Here is a 26,167-nt window from a genome sequence, read left to right as displayed (position 1 = left end):
AGGGCGCCGAGCCCGCGACCGGAGAAAGCGGTGCCACTGCCATGGCTTCGATGCACGATCCCGACCCCGAGCGCACACCCGGCCTGGAACCCGGCGGCGGAGTGCCGCCCGGTGAGACCCCGCCCGGCGAGGACAGCACCGGCGGCACGGGACCGCGCGACGACATGTCGCGCGGCTGGGGCAAGGGGCCGGTCATCGTCATCGGCGTCCTGGTGCTCTTCTTCGCCGTCACCGTCATCATCTGGGCCGCCATCGTGTGACGGCGGCCCCGAAGGCCGGTCCCGAAGGCCGGTCGCGAAGGCCGGTCCGGGCAGGCTCAGGCCGCGGGCTGGAAGGCCGGTTCGGCCGCAGGCACGGTTGCGGGCACGGCAGTGGCACGGGCGGCCGGCATGCGGCGCCGGGCCAGGACGCCCGCGCCGATCACGGCGACGATCACGACACCGCCGGCCACGAGTGCGCCGCGCTCGCCGATGCCCTGCACCAGCAGGCCCAGCAGCGGCGGCCCCGCAAGACCCCACGACGTGCTCAGGCTGCGCCACACGCCCAGCACCCGGCCCCGCAGATGCGCGGGCGGGTCGGTCTGCAGCACGGTCGCCGTCGCGGTGTCGACCACCGATTCGGCAATGGCCATCGGCACCACCATCAGCAGCAGCACCGCGAGCACCGGGCTGAGGCCGGCGACGATCTGCAGCAGCGCGCCCGCGGCCGCGAGCAGCGCCACCAGCCGGACGGTGGGGCGCCGCAGGCGGCCCGCCACGACGGCACCGACGATGCCGCCCACCGCCAGCAGGGTCGAGACCATTCCGTACGCCCCGGCACCGCCGTGCAGCGGGCCCGTGACGAGCGTGGCGAGGGTGAGCTGGTAGTTGCGGCCCAGGACCGCGCTGACCGCTCCGATCACCGCCAGCGCCAGCAGGGCGCGCCGGCCGAAGAAGAAGGCCAGACCGCCGCGGCCACGGGCCTCCCGCTCCTGCGGCACCGCCGGGGCCTCCGCCGTGGCGGCGTCCGGGTGCAGGCGCAGGAAGGGGATGACGGCGGTCACGAAGAGGAACGACAGGCCGTTGACCGCGTAGGCGCCGGCGGTGCCGATCGCGGCGATGCCCACGGCCGCGAAGGCGGTTCCCGCGAGCCGGCCGACGCTGTGCACGACCGATCCCAGGGCGATCGCGGAGGGCACGTCCTTCTCGGGGACGAGGTCGTTGCCCAGCAGCGAGGTCGCCGGCCCGTCCACCGTGGCGATCAGGCCGGTGACGGCCGCCAGGGCCATCAGGACGGGGACGGTGAGCATGCCGAGGCCGATCAGCGCGGCCGTGGTGAACGCGACGAGCGCCAGCAGGGCCTGGCTCACCGCGGCGGTCGCCTTCCGGGGCCAGCGGTCGACCACGGCGCCGCCGAGGAGCCCGAAGAGCAGGCCGGGCGCGGCCTGCACGGAGAGCGACAGGCCGGTGGCGGCCGCCGAGCCGGTGAGCTGGAGGACCAGCAGGTTCTGCACGGTCAGCTGCATCCAGGTGCCCAGGTTCGACACCAGGTTCGCGGCGGACCACCAGCGCATGCCGGGGCTGCGCAGGCAGCGCCACGGCGACCGGTCGCCGGCCGTGTCACGGCGGCCGAGGAGCGCGCGGACGGGCCGCAGCGCTGTGGCGCCGGCGGGCACACGGGGACTGGCGGGCTGGCGGAAGGTGAGGCGCAAGGATCCGGTCCGGGGTCGGGGGCGGCGGGCCGGCACGTTCGCGCCCCTGGTCCGGGCAGCGAGACGCCCGCAGGGAAACGGTCCCTGGGGGCGTGGGCCGGGTGGACACCGGGGCGCGGCAGCACTCAGGCGTCCCCGATATCGTCACAAGCGCTTCCCCGCCGGGGGAAGCGCGTCGGCTGTGGGGTGGCTCACCCGGTGTGACGTGCCTGCTCACAGGGTGGGTGCCGGAGGTCACGGCGGGCGCCGGTCAGCCCAGCAGCCGCCCCGCGACGCGCAGGTCCGCGACCAGGCCCGCGTACGCCCGGGCCTGCTCTTCGTCGTCGGCGCGCAGCACCGCCGAGGGGTGGAGGGTGGCGACCACGACGCCCTCGCCCTCCTCGTCCCCGTGCCCGTCCAGGGGCGGCAGCGGCAGGGCGACTCCGCGGTCCCGCGTCACCCGGAACGAGGGACCGAGCAGTGCCTTGCCCGCGGTCGCGCCGAGCGCGACCACGACGTCGGGGTCGACCAGCCGCAGCTCGGCCGCCAGCCAGGGGCGGCAGGCACGCATCTCGCGCAGGTCCGGGGCCTTGTGGATCCGGCGCTTGCCAGGGCCGGACTGCGTGAACTTGAAGTGCTTGACGGCATTGGTGACGTACGTGTCGTCGGGGTCGATACCGGCCTCCTCCAGAGCCCGGTTCAGCACGCCGCCGGCCGGGCCGACGAAGGGGTGGCCCTTGCGGTCCTCCTGGTCGCCGGGCTGTTCCCCGACGAGCAGGAGGCGGGCCGAGGTCCCGCCCGCGCCGAAGACGGTCTGGGTGGCCGCGCGGTGCAGCGGGCAGCCGTGGCAGCCGGCCGCCGCCTCCCGCAGCGCGGCCAGTCCGCCGCGCCCGGGGAGGTAGGGGGTGGCGTCGTAGCGGTCCTCGGCGGCGGTCACGGGCCCACACGCTGGTTGAGGCGTTGCGCGGCACGGTCGTTGAGCACGGTGAGGCGGCCGACGGCGGCGCTGCCCAGCCGCCGGGCGGCCTCCCGCCCGGGCACACCGCGGTCGGGCACGGCGCCGGGGCCCGGCAGCAGCCGGGCGCCGAGGGCGAGGACCCTGGCCGTGGTGGCCGGCAGCACGCCGTGGAGGCGGACGGCCGCCTTCGCGACGGGGGTCAGCACCAGTTCGGGCCGGCGGCGTTCCGCGGCCCGGTCGACGGCCCGTGCCGCGCGCTGCGCGTCCATCGACAGCAGGGGCATCCCGGCCGCCGTGGCGAACCAGGCGTACTCACGGTCCGGCCGGCCGTGGAACAGGGCCGCGGTGTGGGAGCCGGTGCGCATGAGGCCGGGCAGCACGGTGGTGACGCTGATGCCCTCGGCCGCGAGTTCCGCGCGCAGCCCCTCGGAGAGGCCGGTGAGCGCGAACTTCGCTCCGGCGTAGGGCAGAAGATGCGGTGCGGGCACCCTGCCGCCGAGCGAGGCGATGGTGACGATCCTGGCTCCGCCGCGCTCGCGCAGGGCGGGCAGGGCCGTGCGGACGAGCCGCAGCGGGGCGAAGTACATGGTCTCCATGGCCTCGCGGAAGTCCGCCTCCGTCATGGCGGTGAACGGACCGACCTGGATGACGCCCGCGTTGTTCACGAGAATGTCCAGCCCGCCGAACGTGGCGGTGGCCGTCCCGACGAGCCGCTCCGCCGCCTCCGGGTCCGTCACGTCGCAGGCCATGGCGCACACGCGGCCGCCTTCCGCGCGCAGCATGCGTTCGGCCCGTTCGAGTCCGGTGCCGTCGCGGGCGCAGAGCAGTACGCGGCAGCCGCGGCGGGCCAACTCCCGGGCGATGAGCAGTCCGAGACCGCGGGAGGACCCGGTCACCAGGGCGACCTTGCCCTCCAGGCGGTCGTGCGGCGCACGCGCCATCGGAGTCCACCTCCTCGTCCCGCCCAGTGTCTCAACGGACCCGGCACGGCGCTCGGGCGGAGGTTTTGCAGTCCGGCCGAGGGGTTCCCACCATGGAAGTGGCGGCGCGAGGGGCGCCCCGCCACCCCGTGCCGCCGGCCGGCTTGCGGCCTGTCCGAGCGAGGTGAGCCATGGTTCCGCGCCTCTTGACACGAATGCCGGCGCCGGCCGATGCCGCGCGCAAGGTGATGCCGGTGGCCCGGGCCGCCGCCCATGTGGCGGCCGAGGCGGCCGGATTCGGTGTGCGCAGCACGGTCCACGGTGCGGCGGCGGTCGTCGACACCGCGCGCCACGTGGGCCGGGTGGCCGTCAACGCCGCGGATGCGGACAGCGGGTACTGGCACGCGGGCTCCCGCATGCAGTTGCCGCTGCGGCCGCGCCCGGGCGCCGACGGGCGCGCGCGCAGCGTGGAGGCCGCGGCACGCAAGGTGGCCGTCGGGCTGGTGAAGCGGCCGGATGTGCTGGCCGCCTACTGGGACGGCGGGCTCGCCCGGCTCGTCGTACAGCTGGCCAAGGACGCCGTGGCCGACCGCGTCGTCGAGCAGGCCTCCGAACTCGCCTCTGCGCAACGGCTGGAGCGGGTGGACGAGGAGGTGCTGGAAGCGGCACACCCGGACCACATCGGCGACGTGTGCACCGAGGCGATCGCCCTGGTCCTCGACGCCGTGGGCTACGCCACCGCCGTGGCGTCGCGGTCGGTCCGCCGCCGGCGGGCACCCGGGTTCGTCACCAGTGCCGCCGCCCTGGTCCGCGAGGACCCCGCCGTCCGTTCCCTGCTGCGCGAGCGGCTGGGGAAGACCGGCTCCGAGCTGGTGATGGCGGCGACGGGAGCAGCGGCGTACGGCTTCGGCCAGTCGCCCGCCGCACTGGTGCTGGACGCCGCGCTGCGGACGGGCCGGCTGCTGGAGGCGATCGCCGGGGCCGCCGCCTTCGACGCCGCGCACGACACGGTCTGCACCCCCGGGCGGCCGAGCCTCGCCGACGAGGGGATCCCCCGCCCGGCCCTGCACCCGCTGCCGGGCGAGGAGTACGCGCACCAGGCGGTGGCCGGAAGCCTGTGCGGCGCGGCCTCGGCAGCGCTCTTCGCCCGCGACGGCGCCGAGGCGGTCGAGGCCCTGGTGGCCGGCAACCCGAAAGCCGCCCGCTGCGGGCCGGCCGCGTTCACGACGGCGCTGGCCACCGAGCTGGCCCGCGAGGGCGTCCTGGTGCGGAACCTGGAGCGCCTGCGCCGCCTGGAGCTCGTCGACACCGTGGTGCTGCACCCCGATTCCCTGCGCGGCACGGCGCGGACGGTCCTCGGGGTCCATCCCAGTGCGCCCGGCTGGGACCACGACCGGCTCTGGCAGTCCGCCGCCGCCGCGCTGGAGCACGCCGGGGACAGGCCCGGCCTCGGCCTGCGCCCGGTGCCCGGCGAGGAGGGCTCGGAGACCGGAATGATGATCGCGTCGGCCGAGGACAGGGATGTCGGCACGGTCCTGGTCGGCTGGGAGATCGATCCCCTCGCCGAGGCCGCGCTGGACGCGGCACGCCGGGCCGGACTGCAGGTCGTGGTGACCGACGACGGCACGCTCGGCGACTTCGGCGCCCTGGCCGACCGGGTGGTCGGCGCCGACAGGCCCTTGGCCGGGGTGGTGCGGGAACTGCAGCGGGACGGGCGGGTGGTGCTCACCGTGGCGCGGGTCGCCGCCGACGGCGATTCCGGGCCGACGGCGGCCGGCCGCCGGGTGCTGGCCGGACTGCAGCGCAGCGACCTGTCCATAGCGGTCACCGACGAGCACAGCGCGGTGGTGTGGGGTGCGGACATCCTCCTGCTGGACGGGCTGGAGTCCGCCTGGCGGCTGCTGGCCGCCGTTCCCGCCGCCCGGACCGTGGCCCGGCGGGCGACGACCTTCGCGGAGGCGGGGGCCGCGCTGTCCGGGCTGCTGGTGGTCACCAGGGGCCGGCGGTCCCACGGCACCCTGCCGGTCGGGATCCGGCTCCTGCCCGTCAACGCCACGACCGCCGCGGCGCTCGTCTCGGGCTGGCGTGCCGCCGTGCGCGTCAGCGCCCGTGCCGCGCCGCACCCGCTGCCGCGGGTGCCGTGGCACGCACTGCCACCGCAGGAGGTGCTGGCCCGGCTCAGGACCGCCCGGCACGTGATGCGGCCGGTCACTCTGCAGGCCGGGGAGGCGCTCCGGCGGGCGGCACGGCACCCGGTGCTCGCCCCGGCACGCGTGACGTACCGGCTGGCCGGTGCGGTGCGTTCCGAGCTCGACGATCCGCTGACGCCGGTCCTGCTGGTCGGCGCCACGGCGTCCGCCCTGCTGGGCTCGCCCGTGGACGCGCTCCTGGTCACCGGCGTCCTGGGGATGAACGCCCTGATCAGCGGGGTCCAGCGGCTGCGCGCCGAACATGCCCTGTCCGCGCTGGAGGTGCGGCAGCGCCAGAAGGTCCGGGTGGTCGACGGGGAGCGGACCCGCACCCTCGACGCCTCCCGGCTCTCGCCCGGGCACGTGATCGAACTGCACACCGGGGAGGTCGTGCCGGCCGACGCCCGGCTGCTCGACGTCGAGGACCTGGAAGTCGACGAGTCCTCCCTCACCGGCGAGTCCGTTCCGACCGCGAAGCAGCTGGACGCCACGCCCGAGGCAGCCGTGGCCGACCGGCGGTGCATGGTCTTCGAGGGCACCACCGTCGTGGCCGGACATGCCCGGGCCGTCGTCGTCGGGACCGGGGACGAGACCGAGGCCGGCCGTGCCGCGCACCTCGCCGCCCGCACTCCCCCGGCGGCGGGTGTCCAGGCACGCCTGCGGGAGCTGACCGACCGCACCCTGCCGCTCACACTCCTCGGCGGTGCCACCGTCACCGGCGTCGCGCTCCTGCGCGGCTGCCCGGTGCGCGAGGCCGTCCGCGGCGGCCTCGCGGTCGCGGTGGCCGCCGTCCCCGAGGGCCTGCCCCTGGTGGCCACGGTCGCCCAGCTGGCGGCGGCCCGCCGGCTCAGCCAGCACGGCGTGCTGGTCCGCACCCCGCGCGCCCTGGAGGCACTGGGCCGGATGGACACCGTCTGCTTCGACAAGACCGGCACCCTGACCGAGAACCGCCTGCGGGTGGCCCGCATCAGCACGGCCGAAGGCAGCCTGCATCCCCCCGACGCCGCCGAGGCCGAACCCGTGCTGCGCATGGCCGCCCGCGCCTGCCCGCCCGCTGCCGACGGGGCCGCCGCCCACGCCCACTCCACGGACGAGGTGATCCTCGACGCGGCGCCGGACGACACCGACTGGGCACCCCGGGACAGCCTGCCCTTCGAGGCCAGCCGGAGCTACGCAGCGGCCACCGGCGCCGACGGCGACGGCGGGACGCAGCTGATCGTCAAGGGGGCGCCCGAGGTCGTCCTCCCGGCCTGTGCCGACGTCGCGGAGGAGGCGCAGGCCGCCATGACCGCTCTCGCGGACGACGGTCTGCGCATCCTCGCCGTCGCCGCACGCCCCGTCGGCGAGGCCGACGAGGTCGATCAGCCGCTGCGGGAGCTCCGCCTGGTCGGCTTCGTGGCCCTGGCGGACACTCCGCGCCCCGGCTCCGAGGCGCTGGTGGACAACCTGCGGCAGGCGGGGGTGCGGCCCGTCATGCTCACCGGTGACCACCCGGCCACCGCCCGCGCGGTGGCCCTCGCGCTGGGCTGGCCCGAGGACATCGAGCTGGCCACCGGCGACGAGCTCGCCGCACTCGACCGCGCCGGCCGCGCGGAGCGGCTGCGCGACTGCGACGTCGTCGCCAGGGTCGCGCCCGAGCAGAAGCTGCAGGTCGTCGAGGCCCTCCGGGAGGCGGGCCGGGTCATGGCGATGGTCGGGGACGGCGCGAACGACGCCGCCGCCATCCGCGCCGCCGACATCGGCGTCGGGATCGCCGCCCGCGGCTCGGCGGCGGCCCGCAACGCGGCGGACCTGGTGATCACCGGCGACGAACTGACCCCGCTGCTCGCCGCCGTCACCGAGGGCCGCGCGCTGTGGCGCAGCGTGGCGGACGCGATCAGCATCCTGATCGGCGGCAACGCCGGCGAGATCGGCTTCTCCGTGCTCGGCACCGTGCTGTCCGGCGCCGCGCCGCTGTCCACGCGTCAGATCCTGCTGGTCAACCTGCTCACGGACATGTTCCCGGCGATGGCGGTCGCGGTCACCCCGCGGGACGACGCCCGGCCCGGCGAGGGCGACGAGGCTCCGTCGGAAGGCCTCACCGCTCTGGAGGAGCCGCTGACCCGGCAGATCCGGCGCCGGGGCGAGGTCACCGCGCTCGGTGCGACGACCGCCTGGCTGGCCGGCACCGTCACCCCCGGGTCCGCCCGGCGGACGAGCACCATGGCCCTGGGCGGCGTGGTGGGGGCCCAGCTCGCCCAGACCCTGACCGGAAGGCGGCACAGCCGCCTGGTCCGCGGCACCGCCGTCGGCTCCGCCGCCGCACTGGCCGCCCTCATCGAGACCCCGGGCATCAGCCGCCTCTTCGGCTGCCGGCCGCTGGGGCCGGTGGCCTGGGCGGGCGTCGGCGCCGCGATCGGCGCGGCCGGGCTGGCGCCGCGGTGGCTGCCGCGCGTCGAGCGCATGGTCAGGAATGGCCGCTGACGACGCAGAAGACTCCGCCTTCGGGGTCCCGCAACGTCGCCATGCGCCCGAAAGCCGTGCGGCTCGGCTGGTCGATGGTCTGGCCGCCCAGCTTTTCGGCGGTCCGCAGCGTGGCCTCCGTGTCCGGTACGGAGAAGAACACGGTCCAGCGCGGCCTCAGCCGGGGATCGGCCGTCGCCTCCACGGCTCCGCCGTACAGCGTCGCCACCGTCGAGCCGTGGAAGTCGAGGACGACGCGGTCCTCCTCCCAGCGGATGACGTATTCGGCGGAGCGGCGGCGGTCCCAGTCGAGGACGCCGTCGTAGAAGAACGCCGCCTCGAAGGCGTCCCGGGTGCGCAGTTCCACCCACACCGCGGTTCCGCCGAGCAAGGGGGAGGCGTTTCCCCGGGGCGCGGCGTGGCACTCCCACAGGCCGAACGCGGCCCCGGCAGGGTCCGCCGCCAGGGCCAGGCGCCCGGCCTCCGACTCCAGGGGCCCCACCGCGACGGTGCCGCCCCGCTCCTGGATGCGGGCCACCGCCGCGTCCGCGCTTTCGATGCCGAAGTACGTGGTCCATGTGACGGGCAGTTCCCATTCCGGCGCCACGGCGTTGATGCCGGCGATGGCCGTCTCCCCGGCCAGGGCCCTGGCGCCGGCGCCGCACCGGCCCTGGGCGGGCTCGAACCGCCAGCCCAGCAGCGGACCGTAGAAGTCCATGGCCGCATCGAGGCTCCGCGTGGTCAGGCTGACCCACGACGGGACCCCCGGCAGGCAGGCGGTTCTGGTGTGGGGCACGGCGTTCTCCTCCACGGGGTCCTCTCGGGGGTCCTGCCCGCGCGGTGGTGCGGATTCCGACGAGGCCTCCGTGGGAGCCGGCGCACTACTCGGCGTGCTTGCGGCGTTCGGCAGAGGCTGCTTCCCGTGCTTTCCGTGCCTCCTGTGCCTGCGCCTTCGCCTTGCCTTCGAGCTTTTCGGCGAAGCCCTCGACCTCCCGTTCGGGATTGTCTGTGACCTGGCCGATGGTCTCCTTCACCGCTCCCTTGGCCTGCTTGGCCTTGGCTCGTCCTCTGCTCATGACGGCATCTCCTCCGGACGGGGGCTACCTCTCCAGCTCACGCCCCGCACCCGGCCGCCGCAACCCGGGCCGTGGCTCAGGTGAGCAGGCCCGGCCGGTGCGGGAAGCGGTGGCGGGCGAGGGCCTCGGCGAAGGCATCGGCGAGGTCCGTCACGGAGGTGCTGCCGTTGGCGGTGAACACGCCGTAGTCGGGGGCGGAGGAGCCGAAGACCACCTCCTCGGGCAGCCGGGCCGCCGTCAGCAGCCGCGTGCCCTCGCCGAGCGCGGCGACGGGCTTGCCGTGCCGGTAGGCCTCCTCCACGAACCGTACGGCCGCGGGGTCGGCGGCCAGGACGGACACCGCCTCGGCGCCGTCGGGGACCAGGACGGCGTCGTGGAGCACGGAGGCGGTGGTGGGCAGGGCCCGGTCCACGTCCACACGGTCACCGCCGGCGGCCACCGTTCCCTCCTTCGCCGCCAGCACCTCCACGATCGCCCCCTCGGCGGCCAGCCGGCCGCGCACGGCCCCGATCTGGCCCGCGTCCGTCCCGTCGGCGGCGAGGACGGCGACCTTGCGGGTCCGGATGCCCTCGCCCGCGAGGTTCTCCATGCTCAGAGCGGGCGAGGCGGCCGTGGGGACGTCCGCGACGGTGCCGGGCGCAGGCAGGCCGAGGCCCTCGGCGACCTTGGCCGCCAGTTCCGCGTTCACGTTCGCCAGGTTGCCGGTCATCCGCTCGCGCACCGCGGCCGAGGCGACCTTGCCGAGCTCGAACCGGAACGCCTCGACGATGTGGCGCCGTTCCCAGTCCGCCATGCTGTTCCAGAACAGTGCGGCCTGGCTGTAGTGGTCCTGGAAGCTCTCGCTGCGCACCCGGATCTTCTCGCCCTCGACGCGCTGCGCGTAGTGGCGGAACACGCCCGCCCCGCCGCCGGCTCCGGCATGCGCCGGGCAGCCCCCGCCCAGCGAGTTGGGGAAGTAGTTGGTGCCCGGGTGGATGACCTGCTGGCCGTAGCCGTCACGGTGGTTGTGGTGTACGTCCGCGACGGGCCGGTTGACCGGGAGCTGGCTGAAGTTGGGGCCGCCGAGGCGGATGAGCTGGGTGTCCAGGTAGGAGAAGTTGCGGCCCTGGAGCAGCGGGTCGTTGGTGAAGTCGATGCCCGGGACGACGTTGGCGGTGTGGAAGGCGACCTGTTCGGTCTCGGCGAAGAAGTTCTGCGGGTTGCGGTTCAGGACCATGCGGCCGACCGGCCGGACGGGCACCTGCTCCTCCGGGATGATCTTGGTGGCGTCGAGGAGGTCGAAGTCGAAGGAGAACTCGTCCTCCTCGGGCACCAGTTGGACGCCCAGCTCCCATTCGGGGTACTCGCCCGCCTCGATGGACTCCCACAGGTCGCGGCGGTTGAAGTCGGGGTCGCGCCCCGCGGTGATCTGGGCCTCGTCCCACACCAGGGAGTGGACGCCCAGGACGGGTTTCCAGTGGAACTTCACGAAGGTGCCCCGGCCGTCGGCGGTGACGAAGCGGAAGGTGTGCACGCCGAAGCCCTGCATCATGCGGAAGCTGCGCGGGATGGCCCGGTCGGACATCAGCCACATGAGCATGTGGGTCGTCTCGGGCTGGAGGGAGCAGAAGTCCCAGAAGGTGTCGTGCGCGGAGGCGCCGGTGGGCATCTCGTGCTGCGGCTCCATCTTCACCGCGTGCACGAAGTCGGGGAACTTGATGGCGTCCTGGATGAAGAACACCGGCATGTTGTTCCCGACCAGGTCGTAATTGCCCTGGCGCGTATAGAACTTGGTCGCGAAGCCGCGTACGTCGCGCACGGTGTCGGCGGAGCCCCGCGGGCCCTGGACGGTCGAGAACCGGACGAACACCGGGGTCCTGCGGCCCGCTTCGGCCAGGAAGTCGGCGCAGGTGTACTCGGCGAGCGATGCGTAGGGTTCGAAATAGCCGTAGGCTCCGGATCCCCGGGCGTGGACGACGCGTTCGGGGATGCGCTCGTGGTCGAAGTGGGTGAGCTTCTCGCGGTTGTGGAAGTCCTCCAGGAGCGTCGGCCCGCGTTCCCCGGCCCGCAGCGCGTTGTCCGTGTCGTCGACGCGCACGCCCTGGTCGGTCGTGAGGGCGTCGTGCTCGGGCGCGGCACGGAACTGCGCCAGTTGCCGGTCCTTGGCGTCCTCCCGGGCGAGGGCGTCCCGGTCGGGCCGGTGCGATGACGATGCGGACACGCGCGGCACTTCCTTCCTCTGCGGAACGGAGAAACGGCGGGGCCGGTGCGGCGCCGTCCGCTTCCTCAGGCTCACCCGCCTGCCCGGGGCCGGCAAACCGAAACCGGCAGATGGCCCCGTGCCGTCAGCCCGGCAGCGGCACGGCCGTGCTCCGCAGCAGGTCCCTCACGACGGACTCCAGCAGCCGCACCGCCTCGCCGACCGCTGCGCGCACCGGGTCGCTGAGTCCGCAGGCGACGTGCGGTTCGTCGCCGCGCATGCGCACCAGCGGTTCGCAGCCCACGAGTACGACGCGGGGGAAGGGCAGGTCCTCCCAGCGCGCCAGTTCGCGGGCGGTGGCGAGCACCTTCACCGGGTCCATGCCGTGCGCCTCGGGAGCGCCCGGAGCGAGGCCCGGGTCGGCGCCGTCGAGGTCCAGGAGGTACAGGGTGCCCGGGGTGCCGCCGCGCGGTACGGCGTCGACGAGGACCGCGGCGGCGTAGCCGTCGAGCAGCCGGTAGACGAGGTCCATGCCGCGGATGCCGAAGTCGGCGGCGTCCACGCCCTCCGGCAGGGCCCGGCCGCGCAGGGCTGCGACGACCTCCGGCCCGAAGGCGTCGTCGGCGAGGAAGATGTTGCCGATGCCCGCGACGAGGACGCGCGGTGCGGCCGCGGCCGTCACAGCGGCCGGCCCGCTGCGACGCGGACGGGGCGCCGGCGCAACTGCGAGAGCCGGTCGAGGTGTTCGTCCGCATCCGGCGCCGGCCGTTTGCGGACGAACGCCGAGCGCAGGGCGTGGTAGGGGGCGTCCGGTGCGTCGAACGTGGCCTGCATGCGGCGCAGTTCGGCGGTGCGGTAGGCGGCGAGCGGCCGGATCTGTTCGTCCCGCTCCCGGGCCGCCTTCTTCGCGGCGATCCGCGCGGACACGTCGGTGCGGCGGGTGAGTTCGCCGGCCATGCGGGCGACGGCGGCGGCGAACTCCCCGGGCGCGGACGGGACGAGGCGGTCGACGAGTCCGATGGCGAGGGCGCGGGCGGCGCTCACGGGTGCGGCCTGCTCGGTCAGTGCCGCGGCCTGCTCCGCGCCGACGCGCCGGGGCAGGGTGCAGGTCCAGTACTCCGAGCCGTACAGGCCCATCAGGCGGTAGTGCGGGTTGAGGACCGCTCCTTCCCTGCACCACACCTCGTCCGCCGCCAGGGCCAGCATGGCCCCGCCCGCGGCCGCGTTGCCCGCCACGGCCGCGACGACGATCCGGTCGGTGGTCGTCAGGACCGCCTCGGCCAGGTCGTCCATGGCGTTGATGTTCGCCCACGACTCGGCGGCGGGGTCGGCGGCGGCCTCGATGACGTTGAGGTGGATGCCGTTGGAGAAGAAGTCCCGTTCGCCGCCGAGCACCAGGACCGCGGTCGGGCGCCGGCAGGCGTGCCGGTAGGCGTGCAGCAGGCGCCTGCACTGGCCGGTGCTCATGGCGCCGCCGGGGAAACGGAAGCGGAGGAAGCCCACGGCGCCGCTCTCCGTGTAGCGGATGTCGCTCCAGGTGCGGCGGCCGGGCGGCGGCTCCAGGGGGGCCGGCGTCTCGGGCACGGGCGGGAGCCGCTCGCCCAGGGCGAGGGTGGCGGGCAGTTTGATGCCGGCCGGGGCGAACTCCGTCCGGCACCGACGCAGTTCGGGGATCCACACCGCCCCGTCCACGGTGGCGCGGCAGATGGCGCCCGCGCGGGTGGCCACCACGGCGCCGGGCCTGCCGCGCAGCCGGTCCTCGGCGTGGCCGCCGTGCAGGAACCATGCGCCGCCCAGGAGTTCGTCCCGTACGCCCGGCTGCGAGTCGGCCGCCCGCAGGGTGCGCAGCACGGCCTCGGTCGGCATGTTCTGCCAGTCGATGCGGCGTTCCTCCTGCTTCAGATAGGGGCGGGCCCGTACGGGCAGGCCGTCCTGGCGCCGGGGGGTCCAGCGGCCCGAGGCGCAGCGCTCCACCGCCTGGAGGACGGCCTGCACGGCGGCGTCCGCCACTTCGCCGCGGTACAGGTCACTCTTTCCCGCTCCGTCGGGCACGGCGAAGGCGGCGTCCGCCCAGACGGCACCGGCGTCCATCTCCTCCTCGGCCTGGAGCACCGTCACCCCCCACTGCGTCTCGCCGTCGAGCAGGGCCCGGTCGAGGGAGGACGGGCCCCGGTCACCGGGCGGCCCCGGGTGGACGACCAGGCAGGTGTGCCGGGACCAGACGTCCCGGGGGACGGCCGTCCGCAGCATGGGGGCGAGGACCAGGTCGGCCGGGTGGCGGCGGACGGCCGCGCGCACGTCCTCCTCGCCGGCCACCACCGCGACGGCCACGGTGTGGCCGTGGTCGCCGAGTTCGGCGAAGACGCGCTGGGTGAGGCTGTTGAAAGCACTGGCGACGAGCAGAATGCGCACGACGGCGGTCCTCCTCCGGGACGGGTGATGCGGGTGATACGGGGCCGCTCCCCTGACCGATCGTCACCGACGGTCCGTCCCGGGCAGCCGTTGCACGGCCGCAGCGGCACGCGTGATTGGGCCGCGCAGGCGAATCCGCACGGCCGCATGGACTGCCCGGGCCGTGCCGCGCGGTACCCGGCGCGGGCGGACCCGCAGGGTGGAGCGCGTATGTGCGTGCCCGGCCGGGCACGCCGGCGGACGCCGGACGACGGGAGCCCTTGGCGGATGCACGAGCTGTCCATCGCCACGGCGATCGTCGAACGCGCGGAGGAGACCGCCCGGTTCCACGGCGGCCGCGTCACGGCGGTGCGGGTGCGGGTGGGCGAGATGGCGGGGGTCGTGCCGGATGCGCTGCGGTTCTCCTTCGAAGTGGCCGTGGAAGGAACGGCCCTGGAGTCGGCCCGGCTGCTGGTGGAGGAGGTCCCGGCGCGGGCCCGCTGCGCACCGTGCGGCACCGGCTTCGCGGTGGGGATGCCGCCGCTGCTGTGGTGCCCGCGGTGCGACCGGCCGGCGCAGGAGCTGGTGGAGGGCCGGGAACTGGAGGTCACCGCCATCGAACTGGAGGAGGCGAGCGTGTGATGTGCCGTGTGGTGGACGTCCGACAGGCGGTCCTGGCGAAGAACGACGCCCTGGCCGGCGCCCTGCGCGCGGAACTCGCCGCCCGGGGCACGGCCGTGGTGAACCTGCTGTCCAGTCCGGGCAGCGGCAAGACCGCGCTGCTGGAACAGGTCCTGGCCGGCACGAGTGCGCGGGGCGTGCCGACGGCCGCCCTGACGGCGGACCTCGCCACGGAGAACGACGCGACGCGCCTGGCCCGCTCCGGCGTGCCCGTCAAACAGGTCCTGACCGGCGGGCTGTGCCACCTGGAGGCCGCCCAGCTGCGTACCCAGCTGGAGGGGTGGCTGCCGGCCGGGACCCGGGTGCTGTACGTGGAGAACGTCGGCAACCTCGTCTGCCCCGCCTCCTACGACCTGGGCGAGACGCTGCGGATCACGCTGATGTCGGTGACGGAGGGCGAGGACAAGCCGCTGAAGTACCCCACGGCCTTCGGTCTGGCCCACCTGGTCGTGCTCACCAAGACCGACCTCGCCCAAGCGGTGGGCTTCGACCGGGCGGAATTCGCGCAGAACGTCGCCCGCGTCAACCCGGGCGTGGAGCTCGCGGAGACGTCGGCCAGGACGGGAGAGGGCGTCGAGGCGCTGGTGGAGCGGGTGGTGACGGTGGCGCAGGGCGGCGGCGTCCACCGGCCGGCGATGGCGGTGGCCGGGCCGGCCACCGGGGATCCGGCGGGTTCCCCCTCGTGACGACGCCTCTTGTCCGGCGCCGCCTCGTCGTGCACGGCACCGTGCAGGGCGTCGGCTTCCGCCCGTTCGTGCACGGCCTCGCCCGGGAGCTCGGTCTCTCCGGCTACGTCGTCAACCACACCGGAGGCGTCACCGCCGAGGTGGAGGGTGCGCCGGGGCCGGTCCAGGCCTTCTGCGAGCGGCTCGTCGCGGCACCACCGCCGCTGGCCGTGGTCGCCTCCGTCGCGCAGCTGAGCCTGCCGGTCCTCGGCGGCGACGGGTTCGCGATCCTGCCGTCCGAGCCCGGCGCGGGGCGCACCGGAGTGCCGCCGGACGCCGCGGTGTGCGCCGACTGTCTCGCGGAACTCGCCGACCCGGCCGACCGCCGCCACCGGCATCCCTTCATCACCTGCACGCACTGCGGCCCCCGGTTCACCCTCGTCACCGGCCTGCCCTACGACCGTCCCCGCACGACGATGGCCGCCTTCCCGCTGTGCGCACGCTGTGCCGGGGAGTACGCCGACCCGGCCGACCGGCGCCACCACGCGCAGCCGGTGTGCTGCCCGGACTGCGGGCCACGGCTGCGGCTGGACCACGGCGGCACCGCGTACGGCGGCGCGGAGGCGATGGCGGCGGCCCGGTCGCTGCTCGCGCAGGGCGCGATCGTGGCCGTCAAGGGAGTCGGCGGCTATCACCTGGCCTGTGACGCCGGCGACGAGGACGCCGTCCGTCGACTGCGGGCGGCGAAGGGGCGCGGCGACAAGCCCTTCGCCGTCATGGCGGGCGACCTGGAGACGGTCCGGGCCCTCGCCCCCGTCGGCGAGGCCGAGGCGCGGCTGCTGACCGGGCCCCGCTCGCCCGTCGTCCTGCTGCGGCCCACCCGCCCGCCCGCCGTGCCGCTGGCCCCGTCCGTGTGCCCCGGCAGTCCCGACCTCGGCGTGCTGCTCCCCTACAGCCCCGTGCACCGGCTGCTGTACGGCCTGCCCGGCGACCCGCCCGGTCCACCGCTGCTGGTGATGACCAGCGGCAACCGGTCCGGCGAACCGATCGTGACCGACGACGCGGACGCCGCGGCCCGGCTGGCGGACCTGGCCGACGCCCGGCTCGGCCACGACCGGCCGATCCACGTGCCGTGCGACGACTCGGTGGTGCGCGTACGGGCCGACGGCAGCAGCCTGCCGCTGCGGCGCTCGCGCGGCTACGTGCCCGAGCCCCTCGGCCTGCCCTTCGAGGTGCCGCCCGCACTGGCCGTCGGCGGCGACGTGAAGAACGCCTTCTGCCTGGGGCGCGGACGCTCGGCCTGGCTGTCCCAGCACATCGGCGACCTCGGCGAACTGGCCACCGTCACCGCCTTCGAGCGGGCCGTAGGCCACCTGACCGAACTGACGGGTACCCGGCCGGAGTTGTACGCGGCCGACCGCCATCCGCGCTACCGGTCCACGGCCTGGGCGCACGCGCACGCCGGGAACCGCCCGCTGAAGCTGGTGCAGCACCATCACGCGCACATCGCCTCGGCCATGGCCGACGCGGGCCTGGACGGCTCCGCGCCCGTCATCGGCGTCGCCTTCGACGGCACCGGCTACGGGGACGACGGCGCGGTGTGGGGCGGCGAGGTGATGCTCGCCGACTACACGGGCTACCGGCGCTGCGCGCATCTGGCGTACGTGCCGCTGCCCGGCGGCGACGCGGCCGTCCGCAACCCGTGCCGCATGGCGCTGACCCACCTGCGGTCGGCGCGGCTTCCCTGGGATCCCGCCCTTCCCCCGGCGGCGGTCTGCGACGAGGACGAACGGCGGGTGCTGGAGCGGCAGTTGGAGCGCCGCTTGGCGTGCACGCCGACCTCCAGCATGGGGCGGCTCTTCGACGCCGTCTCCTCGCTCGCCGGGGTCTGTCACCGGGCCGGGTACGAGGCACAGGCCGCGGTGGAGCTGGAGGCATACGCGGCACGCGGCACGGCGGAGTGCGGCCGCCCGTATGCCTTCGCCCTGCGCGGCGGCCGGGCGGCGGGCGACGGCCCGGTCCTGATCGACCCGGGGCCGGTGCTGCGGGCGGCCGCCGCGGATGTACGGGCCGGGACGCCGGTGGAGTTCGTGGCCGCGCGGTTCCATCTCGCCGTCGCCGACGCGGTCCTGGCCGTGTGCGCGCACGTCCGCCGGCGGTCCGGCGTGGGCACGGTGGCGCTGACCGGCGGGGTCTTCGCCAATGCCGTGCTGGAGGAGGCCTGTTCCCGGCGACTGGCCGGCGCCGGGTTCACGGTGGTGCTGCACCGCCAAGTGCCCTGCGGTGACGGCGGGCTGGCGCTGGGCCAGCTGCTCGTGGCGGCCGGGTCCGGCGGCCATGGGCGGGCATCCGCGGGATGCCGTACGGAAGGAGGAGGCCGTGTGTCTGGCAGTGCCCGGCAAAGTGGTCGGGGTTGAGGAGCGGGACGGCACCCGCATGGCCAAGGTGGACTTCGGCGGCGTCGTCAAGGACGTTTGCCTGGCCTATCTGCCCGAGATCGAGGTCGGCGACTACGCCATCGTGCACGTCGGCTTCGCCCTGCAACGGCTCGACGAGGAGGCGGCGTTGGCGACCCTGGAGCTGTTCGCGCGGATGGGCGCGCTGGAGGAGGAGTTCGGCGACGCGTGGGGCCGGGCGGCGGCCGAGGCGGGGGAACCGGAGGTGCCGCGGTGAGGTACCTCGACGAGTTCCAGGATCCCGCGCTCGCCCGGCGCCTGCTGGACGAGATCCGCGCGACCGTCACCAGGCCCTGGGCGCTGATGGAGGTGTGCGGCGGCCAGACGCATTCGATCATCCGGCACGGCATCGACCAGCTGCTCCCCTCCGAGGTCGAGCTGATCCACGGCCCCGGCTGCCCGGTGTGCGTCACCCCGCTGGAGATGATCGACAAGGCGCTCGCCATCGCCTCCCGGCCGGACGTGGTCTTCTGCTCGTTCGGGGACATGCTGCGCGTGCCCGGCAGCGGGCGGGACCTGTTCCGGGTCAAGAGCGCGGGCGGTGACGTGCGGGTGGTGTACTCGCCGCTGGACGCACTGGAGATCGCGCGCCGCACCCCGGAGAAGCAGGTGGTGTTCTTCGGCATCGGCTTCGAGACCACCGCGCCCGCCAACGCCATGGCCGTCCACCAGGCGCGCAGACTGGGCGTCCGCAACTTCAGCCTGCTCGTCTCGCACGTCCGGGTGCCGCCCGCGATCGAGGCGATCATGCGCTCGCCGCACTGCCGGGTGCAGGGCTTCCTGGCCGCCGGGCACGTGTGCAGCGTGATGGGGGTGGGTGAATACCCGGCCCTGGCCGAGCGGTTCCGGGTGCCGCTCGTCGTCACCGGCTTCGAGCCGCTCGACATCCTCGAAGGCGTCCGCCGCACCGTGCGCCAACTGGAGCGCGGCGAGCACCGGGTGGAGAACGCCTATCCGCGCGCCGTGCGCGACGAGGGCAACCCGGCGGCGCTGCGCATGCTGGCCGAGGTCTTCGAAGTGGCCGACCGGGCCTGGCGCGGCATCGGCACCATTCCGGCCAGCGGCTGGCGACTGGCCGACGCCTACCGGGAGTTCGACGCCGAGCACCGCTTCGACGTGACGGACATGCGGGCCGAGGAGCCTGCGGCCTGCCGGAGCGGCGAGGTGCTGCAGGGCCTGCTCAAGCCGTACGAGTGCGCGGCGTTCGGCAAGGCCTGCACGCCGCGCACGCCGCTGGGGGCGACGATGGTCTCCGGCGAGGGAGCGTGCGCGGCCTACTACCTCTACCGCCGCCTGAGCCCCGGCCCGGCGGCCGCAACCGGCAAGGAGGCGACGTCCGTTGGCTGAGGCGTACGTGGAGGCGGGCGGGCTGCCCGACCCGTCGGTGTGGAGCTGTCCGGCCCCCTTGCGGGACGGGCCCGTCGTGGTCCTGGGGCACGGCGGCGGCGGGGCGCTGTCGGCGGAGCTGGTGTCCGAGGTGTTCGCCCCGGCCTACGGCAACGAGATCCTGTCCGGGCTCGGCGACTCGGCCATCCTGCCCCTGGGCGGGACCCGGCTGGCCTTCTCCACCGACGCCTACGTGGTGCGGCCGCTGTTCTTCCCCGGCGGCTGCATCGGCGACCTGGCCGTCAACGGCACCGTCAACGACCTGGCCATGAGCGGGGCCCGGGCCGCCTTCCTCTCCTGCGCCTTCATCCTGGAGGAGGGCACGGAGCTGGCGGTGGTCGAACGCGTCGCCCGGGCGATGGGCTCGGCCGCCGCGGCGGCGGGAGTCGTGGTGGCCACCGGGGACACCAAGGTCGTCGACGCCGGCCACGGTGACGGGATCTATGTGACGACGTCGGGCGTCGGGCTCGTCCCCGAAGGGGTGGACATCCGCCCGCAGCGGGCCCGTCCCGGCGATGTGGTCGTCGTCAGCGGGCCCGTCGGACTGCACGGGGTGGCCGTGCTCAGCGTGCGCGAGGGCCTGGAGTTCGGGGTGGAGATCGCCAGCGACACGGCGCCCCTGGGCGGCCTGGTCGCCGCGATGCTCGGTGTCACCCGCGATCTGCATGTGCTGCGGGACCCCACGCGGGGCGGGGTGGCGGCCTCCCTCAACGAGATCGCCGCCGCCTCCGGCACCGGGGTCGTGCTCACCGAGGAGGCGGTGCCCGTCCCGGAGCCGGTGGCGAACGCCTGCGGCTTCCTGGGCCTGGACCCGCTGTACGTGGCGAACGAGGGCCGGCTGATCGCGTTCGTGCCCCGGGAGCATGCTGATGCGGTGCTCGCCGCGATGCGTGCGCACCCGCAAGGGGCCGGGGCGGCCGTCATCGGGGAGTGCGTGGCCGAGCACCCGGGCATGGTGGTGGCCCGCACCCGGCTCGGCGGCACGCGGGTGGTGGACCTGCCGGTCGGGGAGCAGCTGCCGCGGATCTGCTGAGGGGCCCCGGTCCTTCCCCTTGTCCGCCCCGTCACACCCCCGCGCGACCCATCGCGCATACCCGAATGAATCATGTGAAAGTGGGACGAGTCGCTTCGCTCAAGGGAGACCGCATGGCACAGCATCCGGTGCGCACCGGAGCCGGTCCCATGCGGTCGGCGGAGGCCGCCTTCGCGCGGGTGCGCGCGGTGGCCGACGCCGTTCTCCACGAGGGATACCTGCTCTACCCCTACCGCCGGTCCTCGGCGAAGAACCGGGTGCGCTGGCAGTTCGGGGTGCTGGCCCCGCGCGACTGGGCCGAGGCGCAAGGGCCCGAGATGCCGGGCGTCTCCGGCTCCGCCGACTCCTGGCGGCAGCGGACCGAATGCCTGGTGCGCGCGACGGCCCCCTGCCCCCTGGTCCGCGTACGGGTGCGGTTTCTCCAGGTGCAGCGGAAACGGGTGGAACGCCGCACGGACACCGGCGACTACGCCCCCGTCGACGCCCTGGAGGCGGCCGGCACCGTCCACCTGGCCTTCGACGAGGCCGTCCCGCGGGAATGCGACATCACCGTCCCCCTGTCGGAACTCCTCACGGGAGAGCGGGAGTTCACTCTCGGTGCTCCCGGCGGAACGGAGACCGAGGAGCTCGGTGCGGGCGCCGGGCGGGCGGTGCGCGAGCGGCTTCCGCTGCGGGCCACGGCACGCCTGCAGGCCGAGGAACTCGACGGCGCGCGCGGCCTGTTCCTGCTGCGGCTGCGCACCGAGAACACCGGTGCCGCCGGGCCGCTGAGCACGCGCACGGAGGCCCTGCGCCACGCACTGATCGCCACCCACAGCATCCTCGGGGGCGACGGCCTCTGCTTCCTGTCCCTCCTCGATCCGCCCCGCTGGGCGCGCCCGTACACCGCACGGTGCCGCAATCTCCATACGTTCCCGGTGCTGGCGGGCGAGCCGGGCTCGTGCGAGGTGGTCCTCTCCTCGCCCATCATCCTGCACGACCATCCGCAGGTGGCCCCGGAGAGCCCGGGCGATCTGCACGACGCCGCGGAGATCGACGAGATCCTCACCCTGCGCACGCTGCTGCTGACCGACGCGGAGAAGCGCGAGGCGCGGGCAACCGACCGGCGCGCCGCGGACATTCTCGACCGGGTGGAGGCCATGCCGCCGGAGATCCTCGCCCGTCTGCACGGCGCGATCCGCTCCCTGGCACCCGCCGGCGCCGCAGCTGTGCCGTGGTGGCAGGAGGGTGCGGACGACGGCCTGTGCCCGGCGACGGACAGCGTGCTCGTCGACGGTGTACCGCTGACGGCGGGCAGCCCGGTGCTGCTGGCGCCACGCCGGCACGGCACCGACGCGCAGGACATGTTCCTCGCCGGCCGCACCGCGCGGGTGGCGGCGGTCTTCCACGACGTGGACGGCGGGGTGCAGCTGGCCGTGACCGTCGACGACGATCCGGCGGCCGAACTGCACGGCTGGTACGGCCGGTTCCACTACTTCCGGCCGGACGAGGTCCGTCCGCTGTCCCATGAGGAGAGGTGTGATGGACGCCGTCGAACTGCTCGAACATGACCACCGGATGGTGGAGCAGCTGTTCCGGGACTACCGGGCAGCGGCGTCGGACGCCCAGCGCCGCGCCGTCGTGGAGCTGCTCGTCCGCGAACTGTCCCGGCACGCCGCGCTGGAGGAGCTGATGGTCTACCCCCTGGCCAAGCGGGTGCTGCCGGACGGCGAGCGGGAGATCGACGAGCACCTGGCGGAGCACGGGACGGTCAAGAAGCTGCTGCTGGCACTGGACCGGCTGGGCCCGGGCGACGAGCGGACGGACGCCCTCATGGCCGAACTCCAGCAGGAGGTGGAGCACCATGTGCGCGAGGAGGAAGGCGAGTTGCTGCCCCGGCTGCGGGAGGCGCTGGAGCCGGAGGACCTCGCCGACATGGGCCGGGAACTCGACGCGGCCAAGCACCTCGCCCCCACCCGTCCGCATCCCAACGCACCGGACGAACCGCCCGCGCTGACGCTGGCGGGCCCGGTGGCGGCCCTCTACGACCGCATCCGCGACCGCGTGCAAGGGAGGCCCCGCACATGACGACGGACGACAGCGACACCACCGGCACCACCGGCACGGCCCCCGAGGGCTTCGGCGAGATCGACATCCTGTGGATCTCCGAGGGCATGAGCTGCGACGGCGACACGGTCTCCATGACCGCCTCCGAACAGCCCGCCGTCGAGGACCTGGTGCTGGGACTCGTCCCCGGCCTGCCGAAGGTGAACCTGCACAACAAGGTCCTCTCCCCCAGCCTCGGCGGCGAGGACTTCCTCGCACCGTTCCGGGCCGCCGCCCGGGGCGAACTCGCCCCCTTCATCCTGGTCATCGAGGGCTCGGTGCCCAACCAGAACGTCATCGAGGGCGACGGCTACTGGACGTCCTTCGGCAACGACCCCGAGACCGGCCAGCCGCTCACCCTCAACTGGTGGATCGACCAACTCGCGCCCAAGGCCTGGGCGGTGGTCGCCGCCGGGACCTGCGCCGCGTACGGCGGCATCCACGCGATGGCCGGCAACCCCACCGGCTGCATGGGGCTGGCCGACTACCTGGGCCGGGACTTCAGGTCCCAGGGGGCGCTTCCGGTGGTGAACGTCCCCGGCTGCCCGATCCAGCCGGAGAACTTCATGGAAACCCTCACCTGGGTGCTCCAGCACGCCGCCGGATCGGCTCCCCCGCCGCCGCTGGACCACATGCTGCGCCCGCAGTGGCTGTTCGGCAGGACCGTGCACGAGGGCTGCGACCGTGCGGCCTACTACGAGCAGGGCGACTTCGCACTGGACTACAACTCGCCCAAGTGCCAGGTGAAGGTGGGCTGCTGGGGCCCAGTGGTCAACTGCAACGTGCCCAAGCGGGGCTGGATGTCGGGGGTGGGCGGCTGTCCCAACGTCGGCGGGATCTGCATCGGCTGCACCATGCCGGGCTTCCCCGACGCCTTCATGCCGTTCATGGACGAGCCCTCCGGCGGCGCCTTCTCCTCGATGCTGGTCAAACCCTACGGCGCACTCGTCCGGCGGCTGCGCGGCATCACCAACATGGCCGTGAACCGGGAGCCCCGGTGGCACCACAACGGCCCCTCCCTGACCACCGGTTACGACCCCACCTGGCGGCCGTCCGGCGCACGCACCCACGGCACCGGACGAGCGGGCACGAGACGAACGAGGAGACGAGAGCTGACATGACGGCAACCGCGGACCGGTCCACGGGGGCGCGCAAGCCCGCGCAGATCGTGGAGATGTCCTGGGATCCGATCACGCGGATCATCGGCAATCTCGGCATCTACACGAAGATCGATTTCGCCAACCGCGAGGTGACCGAGTGCCACAGCACCTCGTCGCTCTTCCGCGGCTACTCCGTCTTCCTCAAGGGCAAGGACCCGCGGGACGCCGGCTTCATCACCTCGCGCATCTGCGGCATCTGCGGCGACAACCACACCACCTGCTCCGACTACGCCCAGCAGATGGCCTACGGCATCAAGCCGCCCCCGCTGGCCGAGAGCATCGTCAACCTCGGCGAGGCCGCGGAGTACATGTTCGACCACACGATCTTCCAGGACAACCTGGTGTTCGTCGACTTCTGCGAGGCGATGGTCAAGGCCACCAACCCCGGTGTCCTGGCCCGCGCGGAACGGACCGAGGCGCCGAACGGGCACATCCACGGCTACCGCACCATCGCCGACATCATGCGGGCCTTCAACCCCTTCGAGGGCGAGGTCTACAAGCAGGCGCTGAAGGTCAGCCGGATCACCCGCGAGATGTTCTGCCTGATGGAGGGCCGGCACGTCCACCCCTCCACCCTCTACCCCGGCGGCGTGGGCACCCAGCCCACACCCACCACGTTCACCGACTACCTCTCCCGGCTGCTGCGCGTCCTCGACTTCATCAAGCAGGCGGTGGCGATGAACGACGACGTCTTCGACTTCTTCTACGAGGCCCTGCCCGGCTACGAGGAGGTCGGCCGCCGCCGGATTCTGCTCGGCTGCTGGGGCGCCTGGCAGAACCCCGACGTCTGCGACTACCGCTACGCCACGATGAACGACTGGGGCAAGGCCATGTACGTCACCCCCGGCGTCATCGTCGACGGCAGGCTCGTCACCAACAACCTCGTCGACATCAACCTCGGCCTGCGCATCCTGCTGGGCAGCTCCTTCTACGAGGACTGGACGGCCGAGGAGCCCTTCGTCACCCGGGACCCGCTCGGCAATCCCGTCGACATCCGCCACCCGTGGAACCAGACGACCCTGCCGCAGCCGCAGAAGCGCGACTTCGACGGGAACTACAGCTGGGTGATGAGCCCCCGCTGGTACGACCGGGACACGGACCGGCACCTGGCGCTGGACACCGGCGGCGGCCCGCTGGCACGGCTGTGGTCCACGGCCCTCAACGGCCTGGTGGACACGCCCTACATCAAGGCCACCGGGCACAGCGTGCGCATCTCGCTGCCCAAGAGCGAGAAACTGCCGGAGACCACGCTGGAGTGGACGATCCCGCAGTGGAGCAACACCATCGAACGCGACCGCGCCCGGCCCTACTTCGTCGCCTACGCCGCCGCCATGGCCTTCACCTTCCTCGACCAGGCCATGGGCCTGGTGCGCTCCGGCGACACCCGGACGTTCACCGACTTCGAGGTGCCGGACGAGGCCATCGGCTGCGGCTTCCACGAAGCGGTGCGCGGCGTCCTCTCCCACCACCTGGTCATCAAGGACAAGAAGATCGCCAACTACCATCCGTATCCGCCCACTCCGTGGAACGCCAGCCCACGCGACATCCACGGCACCCCCGGCCCGTACGAGGACGCCGTCCAGGGCCAGCCGATCTTCGAGGAGAACGGGCCGGACGACTTCAAGGGCGTCGACATCATGCGCACCGTGCGCAGCTTCGACCCCTGCCTGCCGTGCGGCGTGCACATGTACCTCGGCGGCGGCAAGGAGCTGCGCACGGTGCACTCCCCCACCTTCGGGGCCGGCCATGGCTGAGCCGCTGCCCCCCGGCGACGGGGAGACCGCCGAGTTGCTGGCCCGCGCCGACGACCTCCTGGGCCGGCTCGAGTCCCTCCCCGGACCCACGGCACAGGCGGCCCTGGAAGCGGTACGGGTCCTCACCGAGGTCTACGGCGAGGCCCTCGCCCGGATGCTGGACGCGGCCGGCCCCGCCCTCGCCGCGCGCTGCGCCGACGACGAACTCCTCGGGCATCTCCTGGCGTTGCACGGTCTCCACCCGGAGCCCGTCGAGCAGCGGGCGGCCCGGGCGGTCGAGAGTCTCCGGCCGGCCGTACGGGAGCGGGGCGGCGATGTCCAACTGGTCGGTGTGGACGGGGACATCGCCACCGTGCAGCTCGAAGCCGGAGGCTGCCGCTCGACCGCGGCGGGCGTGGCGGCCGCCGTCCGGGAGGCCGTCCTCGCCCTCGCCCCCGAGCTGTCGGACGTGCGACAGGCGCCGGACGGGACCCGGCGGAGCGCCTTCGTCCCGCTCGACACCGTGCGCACCCGGCCCGTGCCCTCGGGAAGTCCGACGTGACCGGCGGCGCCCTGGCCCGCGTCATCGGCCGCCCACCCGCCGGCCCGGCCGGGGAGGCGGACCGCTGCGACCTGTGCGCCGCACCGGCCGAGGTCGGCCACCGGCACCTGTACGACACCGAACGGGCCGAGGCCTTGTGCGCCTGCCGGGCGTGCGCGCTCCTCTTCGCCCGGGACGCGGCCGGGCAGGGCCACTACCTGCTGATCCCGCAGCGCCGGGTCCGGCTCGCCCCGCTGCCGGCCGACGGGCTCGGGGTGCCGGTCGGGCTCGCCTTCTTCGTCGCCCGCGCGGACGGCGGGGTGACGGCGCACTACCCGAGCCCGGCCGGGGCGACGCAGTGGGAGGTCGCCCCGGAGAACTGGTCCGCGGCCGTGGCCCGGTGTCCCCGGCTGCGGACGCTCGTCCCGGAGGTGGAGGCCCTGCTGGTCAACACCGCCCGCGGGCGGCAGGACCACTGGATCACCCCCGTCGACGACTGCTTCCGGCTCGTCGCGCTCGTCCGCCGGGAGTGGCGCGGCCTGTCCGGCGGCGACCGGATCTGGCCGGCCGTCGAACGCTTCTTCACGGACCTCGCGGAGTAGG

The 26,167-nt window shown here is 74.4% G+C and carries 22 protein-coding genes; 14 read left to right on the top strand and 8 right to left on the bottom strand.

Annotated elements, in window-relative coordinates:
• Positions 1–41 precede the first annotated feature (41 nt).
• On the top strand, positions 42–260 hold the full coding sequence (locus HG542_RS02155) for a DUF6480 family protein (protein WP_171078259.1): 219 nt from the start codon (positions 42–44) through the stop codon (positions 258–260).
• 56 nt (positions 261–316) lie between these two features.
• On the opposite strand, the gene HG542_RS02150 is transcribed toward HG542_RS02155, so the two are convergent.
• The 3 genes from HG542_RS02150 to HG542_RS02140 form a co-directional block, all read right to left on the bottom strand.
• Positions 317–1,633, bottom strand: a complete 1,317-nt coding sequence (locus HG542_RS02150) for an MFS transporter (protein WP_171078438.1) — start codon at positions 1,631–1,633, stop codon at positions 317–319.
• 307 nt (positions 1,634–1,940) lie between these two features.
• Positions 1,941–2,606, bottom strand: coding sequence for a UdgX family uracil-DNA binding protein (locus HG542_RS02145; protein WP_171078258.1), 666 nt, complete (start codon positions 2,604–2,606; stop codon positions 1,941–1,943).
• Complete coding sequence (locus HG542_RS02140; protein WP_171078257.1) at positions 2,603–3,568, bottom strand: SDR family NAD(P)-dependent oxidoreductase; 966 nt, start codon at positions 3,566–3,568, stop codon at positions 2,603–2,605. The genes HG542_RS02145 and HG542_RS02140 overlap by 4 nt, the downstream gene beginning before the upstream one ends.
• A gap of 194 nt (positions 3,569–3,762) precedes the next feature.
• On the opposite strand from HG542_RS02140, the gene HG542_RS02135 reads away from it, so the two are divergent.
• Positions 3,763–8,199 (top strand): cation-translocating P-type ATPase, encoded by a 4,437-nt coding sequence (locus HG542_RS02135; protein WP_229922494.1) that lies wholly within the window; start codon positions 3,763–3,765, stop codon positions 8,197–8,199.
• Here HG542_RS02135 and HG542_RS02130 read toward each other — a convergent pair.
• From HG542_RS02130 to HG542_RS02110, 5 genes are all read right to left on the bottom strand, one after another.
• Complete coding sequence (locus HG542_RS02130; protein ID WP_171078255.1) at positions 8,183–8,974, bottom strand: VOC family protein; 792 nt, start codon at positions 8,972–8,974, stop codon at positions 8,183–8,185. The genes HG542_RS02135 and HG542_RS02130 overlap by 17 nt on opposite strands.
• A gap of 85 nt (positions 8,975–9,059) precedes the next feature.
• Complete coding sequence (locus HG542_RS02125) at positions 9,060–9,254, bottom strand: CsbD family protein (RefSeq protein ID WP_171078254.1); 195 nt, start codon at positions 9,252–9,254, stop codon at positions 9,060–9,062.
• 76 nt (positions 9,255–9,330) lie between these two features.
• On the bottom strand, positions 9,331–11,454 hold the full coding sequence (locus tag HG542_RS02120; protein WP_171078253.1) for a catalase: 2,124 nt from the start codon (positions 11,452–11,454) through the stop codon (positions 9,331–9,333).
• A 124-nt stretch (positions 11,455–11,578) separates the two neighbouring features.
• Positions 11,579–12,115 carry a hydrogenase maturation protease gene (locus HG542_RS02115; protein ID WP_171078252.1) on the bottom strand — a complete coding sequence of 179 codons (537 nt, stop codon included), beginning with the start codon at positions 12,113–12,115 and terminating at the stop codon, positions 11,579–11,581.
• Positions 12,112–13,845: an enoyl-CoA hydratase-related protein gene (locus HG542_RS02110; protein ID WP_171078251.1), complete on the bottom strand. Its 1,734-nt coding sequence runs from the start codon at positions 13,843–13,845 to the stop codon at positions 12,112–12,114. Before HG542_RS02110 ends, HG542_RS02115 begins: the two co-directional genes overlap by 4 nt.
• 267 nt (positions 13,846–14,112) lie before the next feature.
• On the opposite strand from HG542_RS02110, the gene hypA reads away from it, so the two are divergent.
• From hypA to HG542_RS02050, 12 genes are all read left to right on the top strand, one after another.
• The gene (gene hypA / locus HG542_RS02105; RefSeq protein ID WP_171078250.1) at positions 14,113–14,466 is read left to right on the top strand and encodes a hydrogenase maturation nickel metallochaperone HypA; all 354 of its coding nucleotides are present in this window, start codon (positions 14,113–14,115) and stop codon (positions 14,464–14,466) included.
• On the top strand, positions 14,466–15,191 hold the full coding sequence (gene hypB / locus HG542_RS02100) for a hydrogenase nickel incorporation protein HypB (protein WP_171078249.1): 726 nt from the start codon (positions 14,466–14,468) through the stop codon (positions 15,189–15,191). Before hypA ends, hypB begins: the two co-directional genes overlap by 1 nt.
• On the top strand, positions 15,188–17,587 hold the full coding sequence (gene hypF / locus HG542_RS02095; RefSeq protein WP_171078248.1) for a carbamoyltransferase HypF: 2,400 nt from the start codon (positions 15,188–15,190) through the stop codon (positions 17,585–17,587). Before hypB ends, hypF begins: the two co-directional genes overlap by 4 nt.
• Positions 17,550–17,843 carry a HypC/HybG/HupF family hydrogenase formation chaperone gene (locus tag HG542_RS02090; protein WP_171078247.1) on the top strand — a complete coding sequence of 98 codons (294 nt, stop codon included), beginning with the start codon at positions 17,550–17,552 and terminating at the stop codon, positions 17,841–17,843. The genes hypF and HG542_RS02090 overlap by 38 nt, the downstream gene beginning before the upstream one ends.
• On the top strand, positions 17,840–18,973 hold the full coding sequence (gene hypD, locus HG542_RS02085; RefSeq protein WP_171078246.1) for a hydrogenase formation protein HypD: 1,134 nt from the start codon (positions 17,840–17,842) through the stop codon (positions 18,971–18,973). Before HG542_RS02090 ends, hypD begins: the two co-directional genes overlap by 4 nt.
• Positions 18,966–20,045: a hydrogenase expression/formation protein HypE gene (hypE, locus tag HG542_RS02080; RefSeq protein ID WP_304414282.1), complete on the top strand. Its 1,080-nt coding sequence runs from the start codon at positions 18,966–18,968 to the stop codon at positions 20,043–20,045. Before hypD ends, hypE begins: the two co-directional genes overlap by 8 nt.
• 113 nt (positions 20,046–20,158) lie before the next feature.
• Positions 20,159–21,595, top strand: coding sequence for a hypothetical protein (locus HG542_RS02075; RefSeq protein ID WP_229922463.1), 1,437 nt, complete (start codon positions 20,159–20,161; stop codon positions 21,593–21,595).
• Positions 21,567–22,112, top strand: coding sequence for a hemerythrin domain-containing protein (locus HG542_RS02070; protein WP_171078245.1), 546 nt, complete (start codon positions 21,567–21,569; stop codon positions 22,110–22,112). The genes HG542_RS02075 and HG542_RS02070 overlap by 29 nt, the downstream gene beginning before the upstream one ends.
• Positions 22,109–23,251: an NADH-quinone oxidoreductase subunit B family protein gene (locus tag HG542_RS02065; RefSeq protein WP_171078244.1), complete on the top strand. Its 1,143-nt coding sequence runs from the start codon at positions 22,109–22,111 to the stop codon at positions 23,249–23,251. Before HG542_RS02070 ends, HG542_RS02065 begins: the two co-directional genes overlap by 4 nt.
• The gene (locus tag HG542_RS02060) at positions 23,248–25,044 is read left to right on the top strand and encodes a nickel-dependent hydrogenase large subunit (protein ID WP_171078243.1); all 1,797 of its coding nucleotides are present in this window, start codon (positions 23,248–23,250) and stop codon (positions 25,042–25,044) included. The genes HG542_RS02065 and HG542_RS02060 overlap by 4 nt, the downstream gene beginning before the upstream one ends.
• On the top strand, positions 25,037–25,585 hold the full coding sequence (locus tag HG542_RS02055; protein WP_171078242.1) for a NifU family protein: 549 nt from the start codon (positions 25,037–25,039) through the stop codon (positions 25,583–25,585). The genes HG542_RS02060 and HG542_RS02055 overlap by 8 nt, the downstream gene beginning before the upstream one ends.
• Complete coding sequence (locus HG542_RS02050; protein WP_171078241.1) at positions 25,582–26,166, top strand: DUF5947 family protein; 585 nt, start codon at positions 25,582–25,584, stop codon at positions 26,164–26,166. The genes HG542_RS02055 and HG542_RS02050 overlap by 4 nt, the downstream gene beginning before the upstream one ends.
• Position 26,167 lies beyond the last annotated feature (1 nt).

It is taken from the genome of Streptomyces morookaense (assembly GCF_013030945.1).
GTDB lineage: Bacteria > Actinomycetota > Actinomycetes > Streptomycetales > Streptomycetaceae > Streptomyces > Streptomyces morookaensis.
This window is presented reverse-complemented; position numbering and strand designations above follow the sequence as displayed.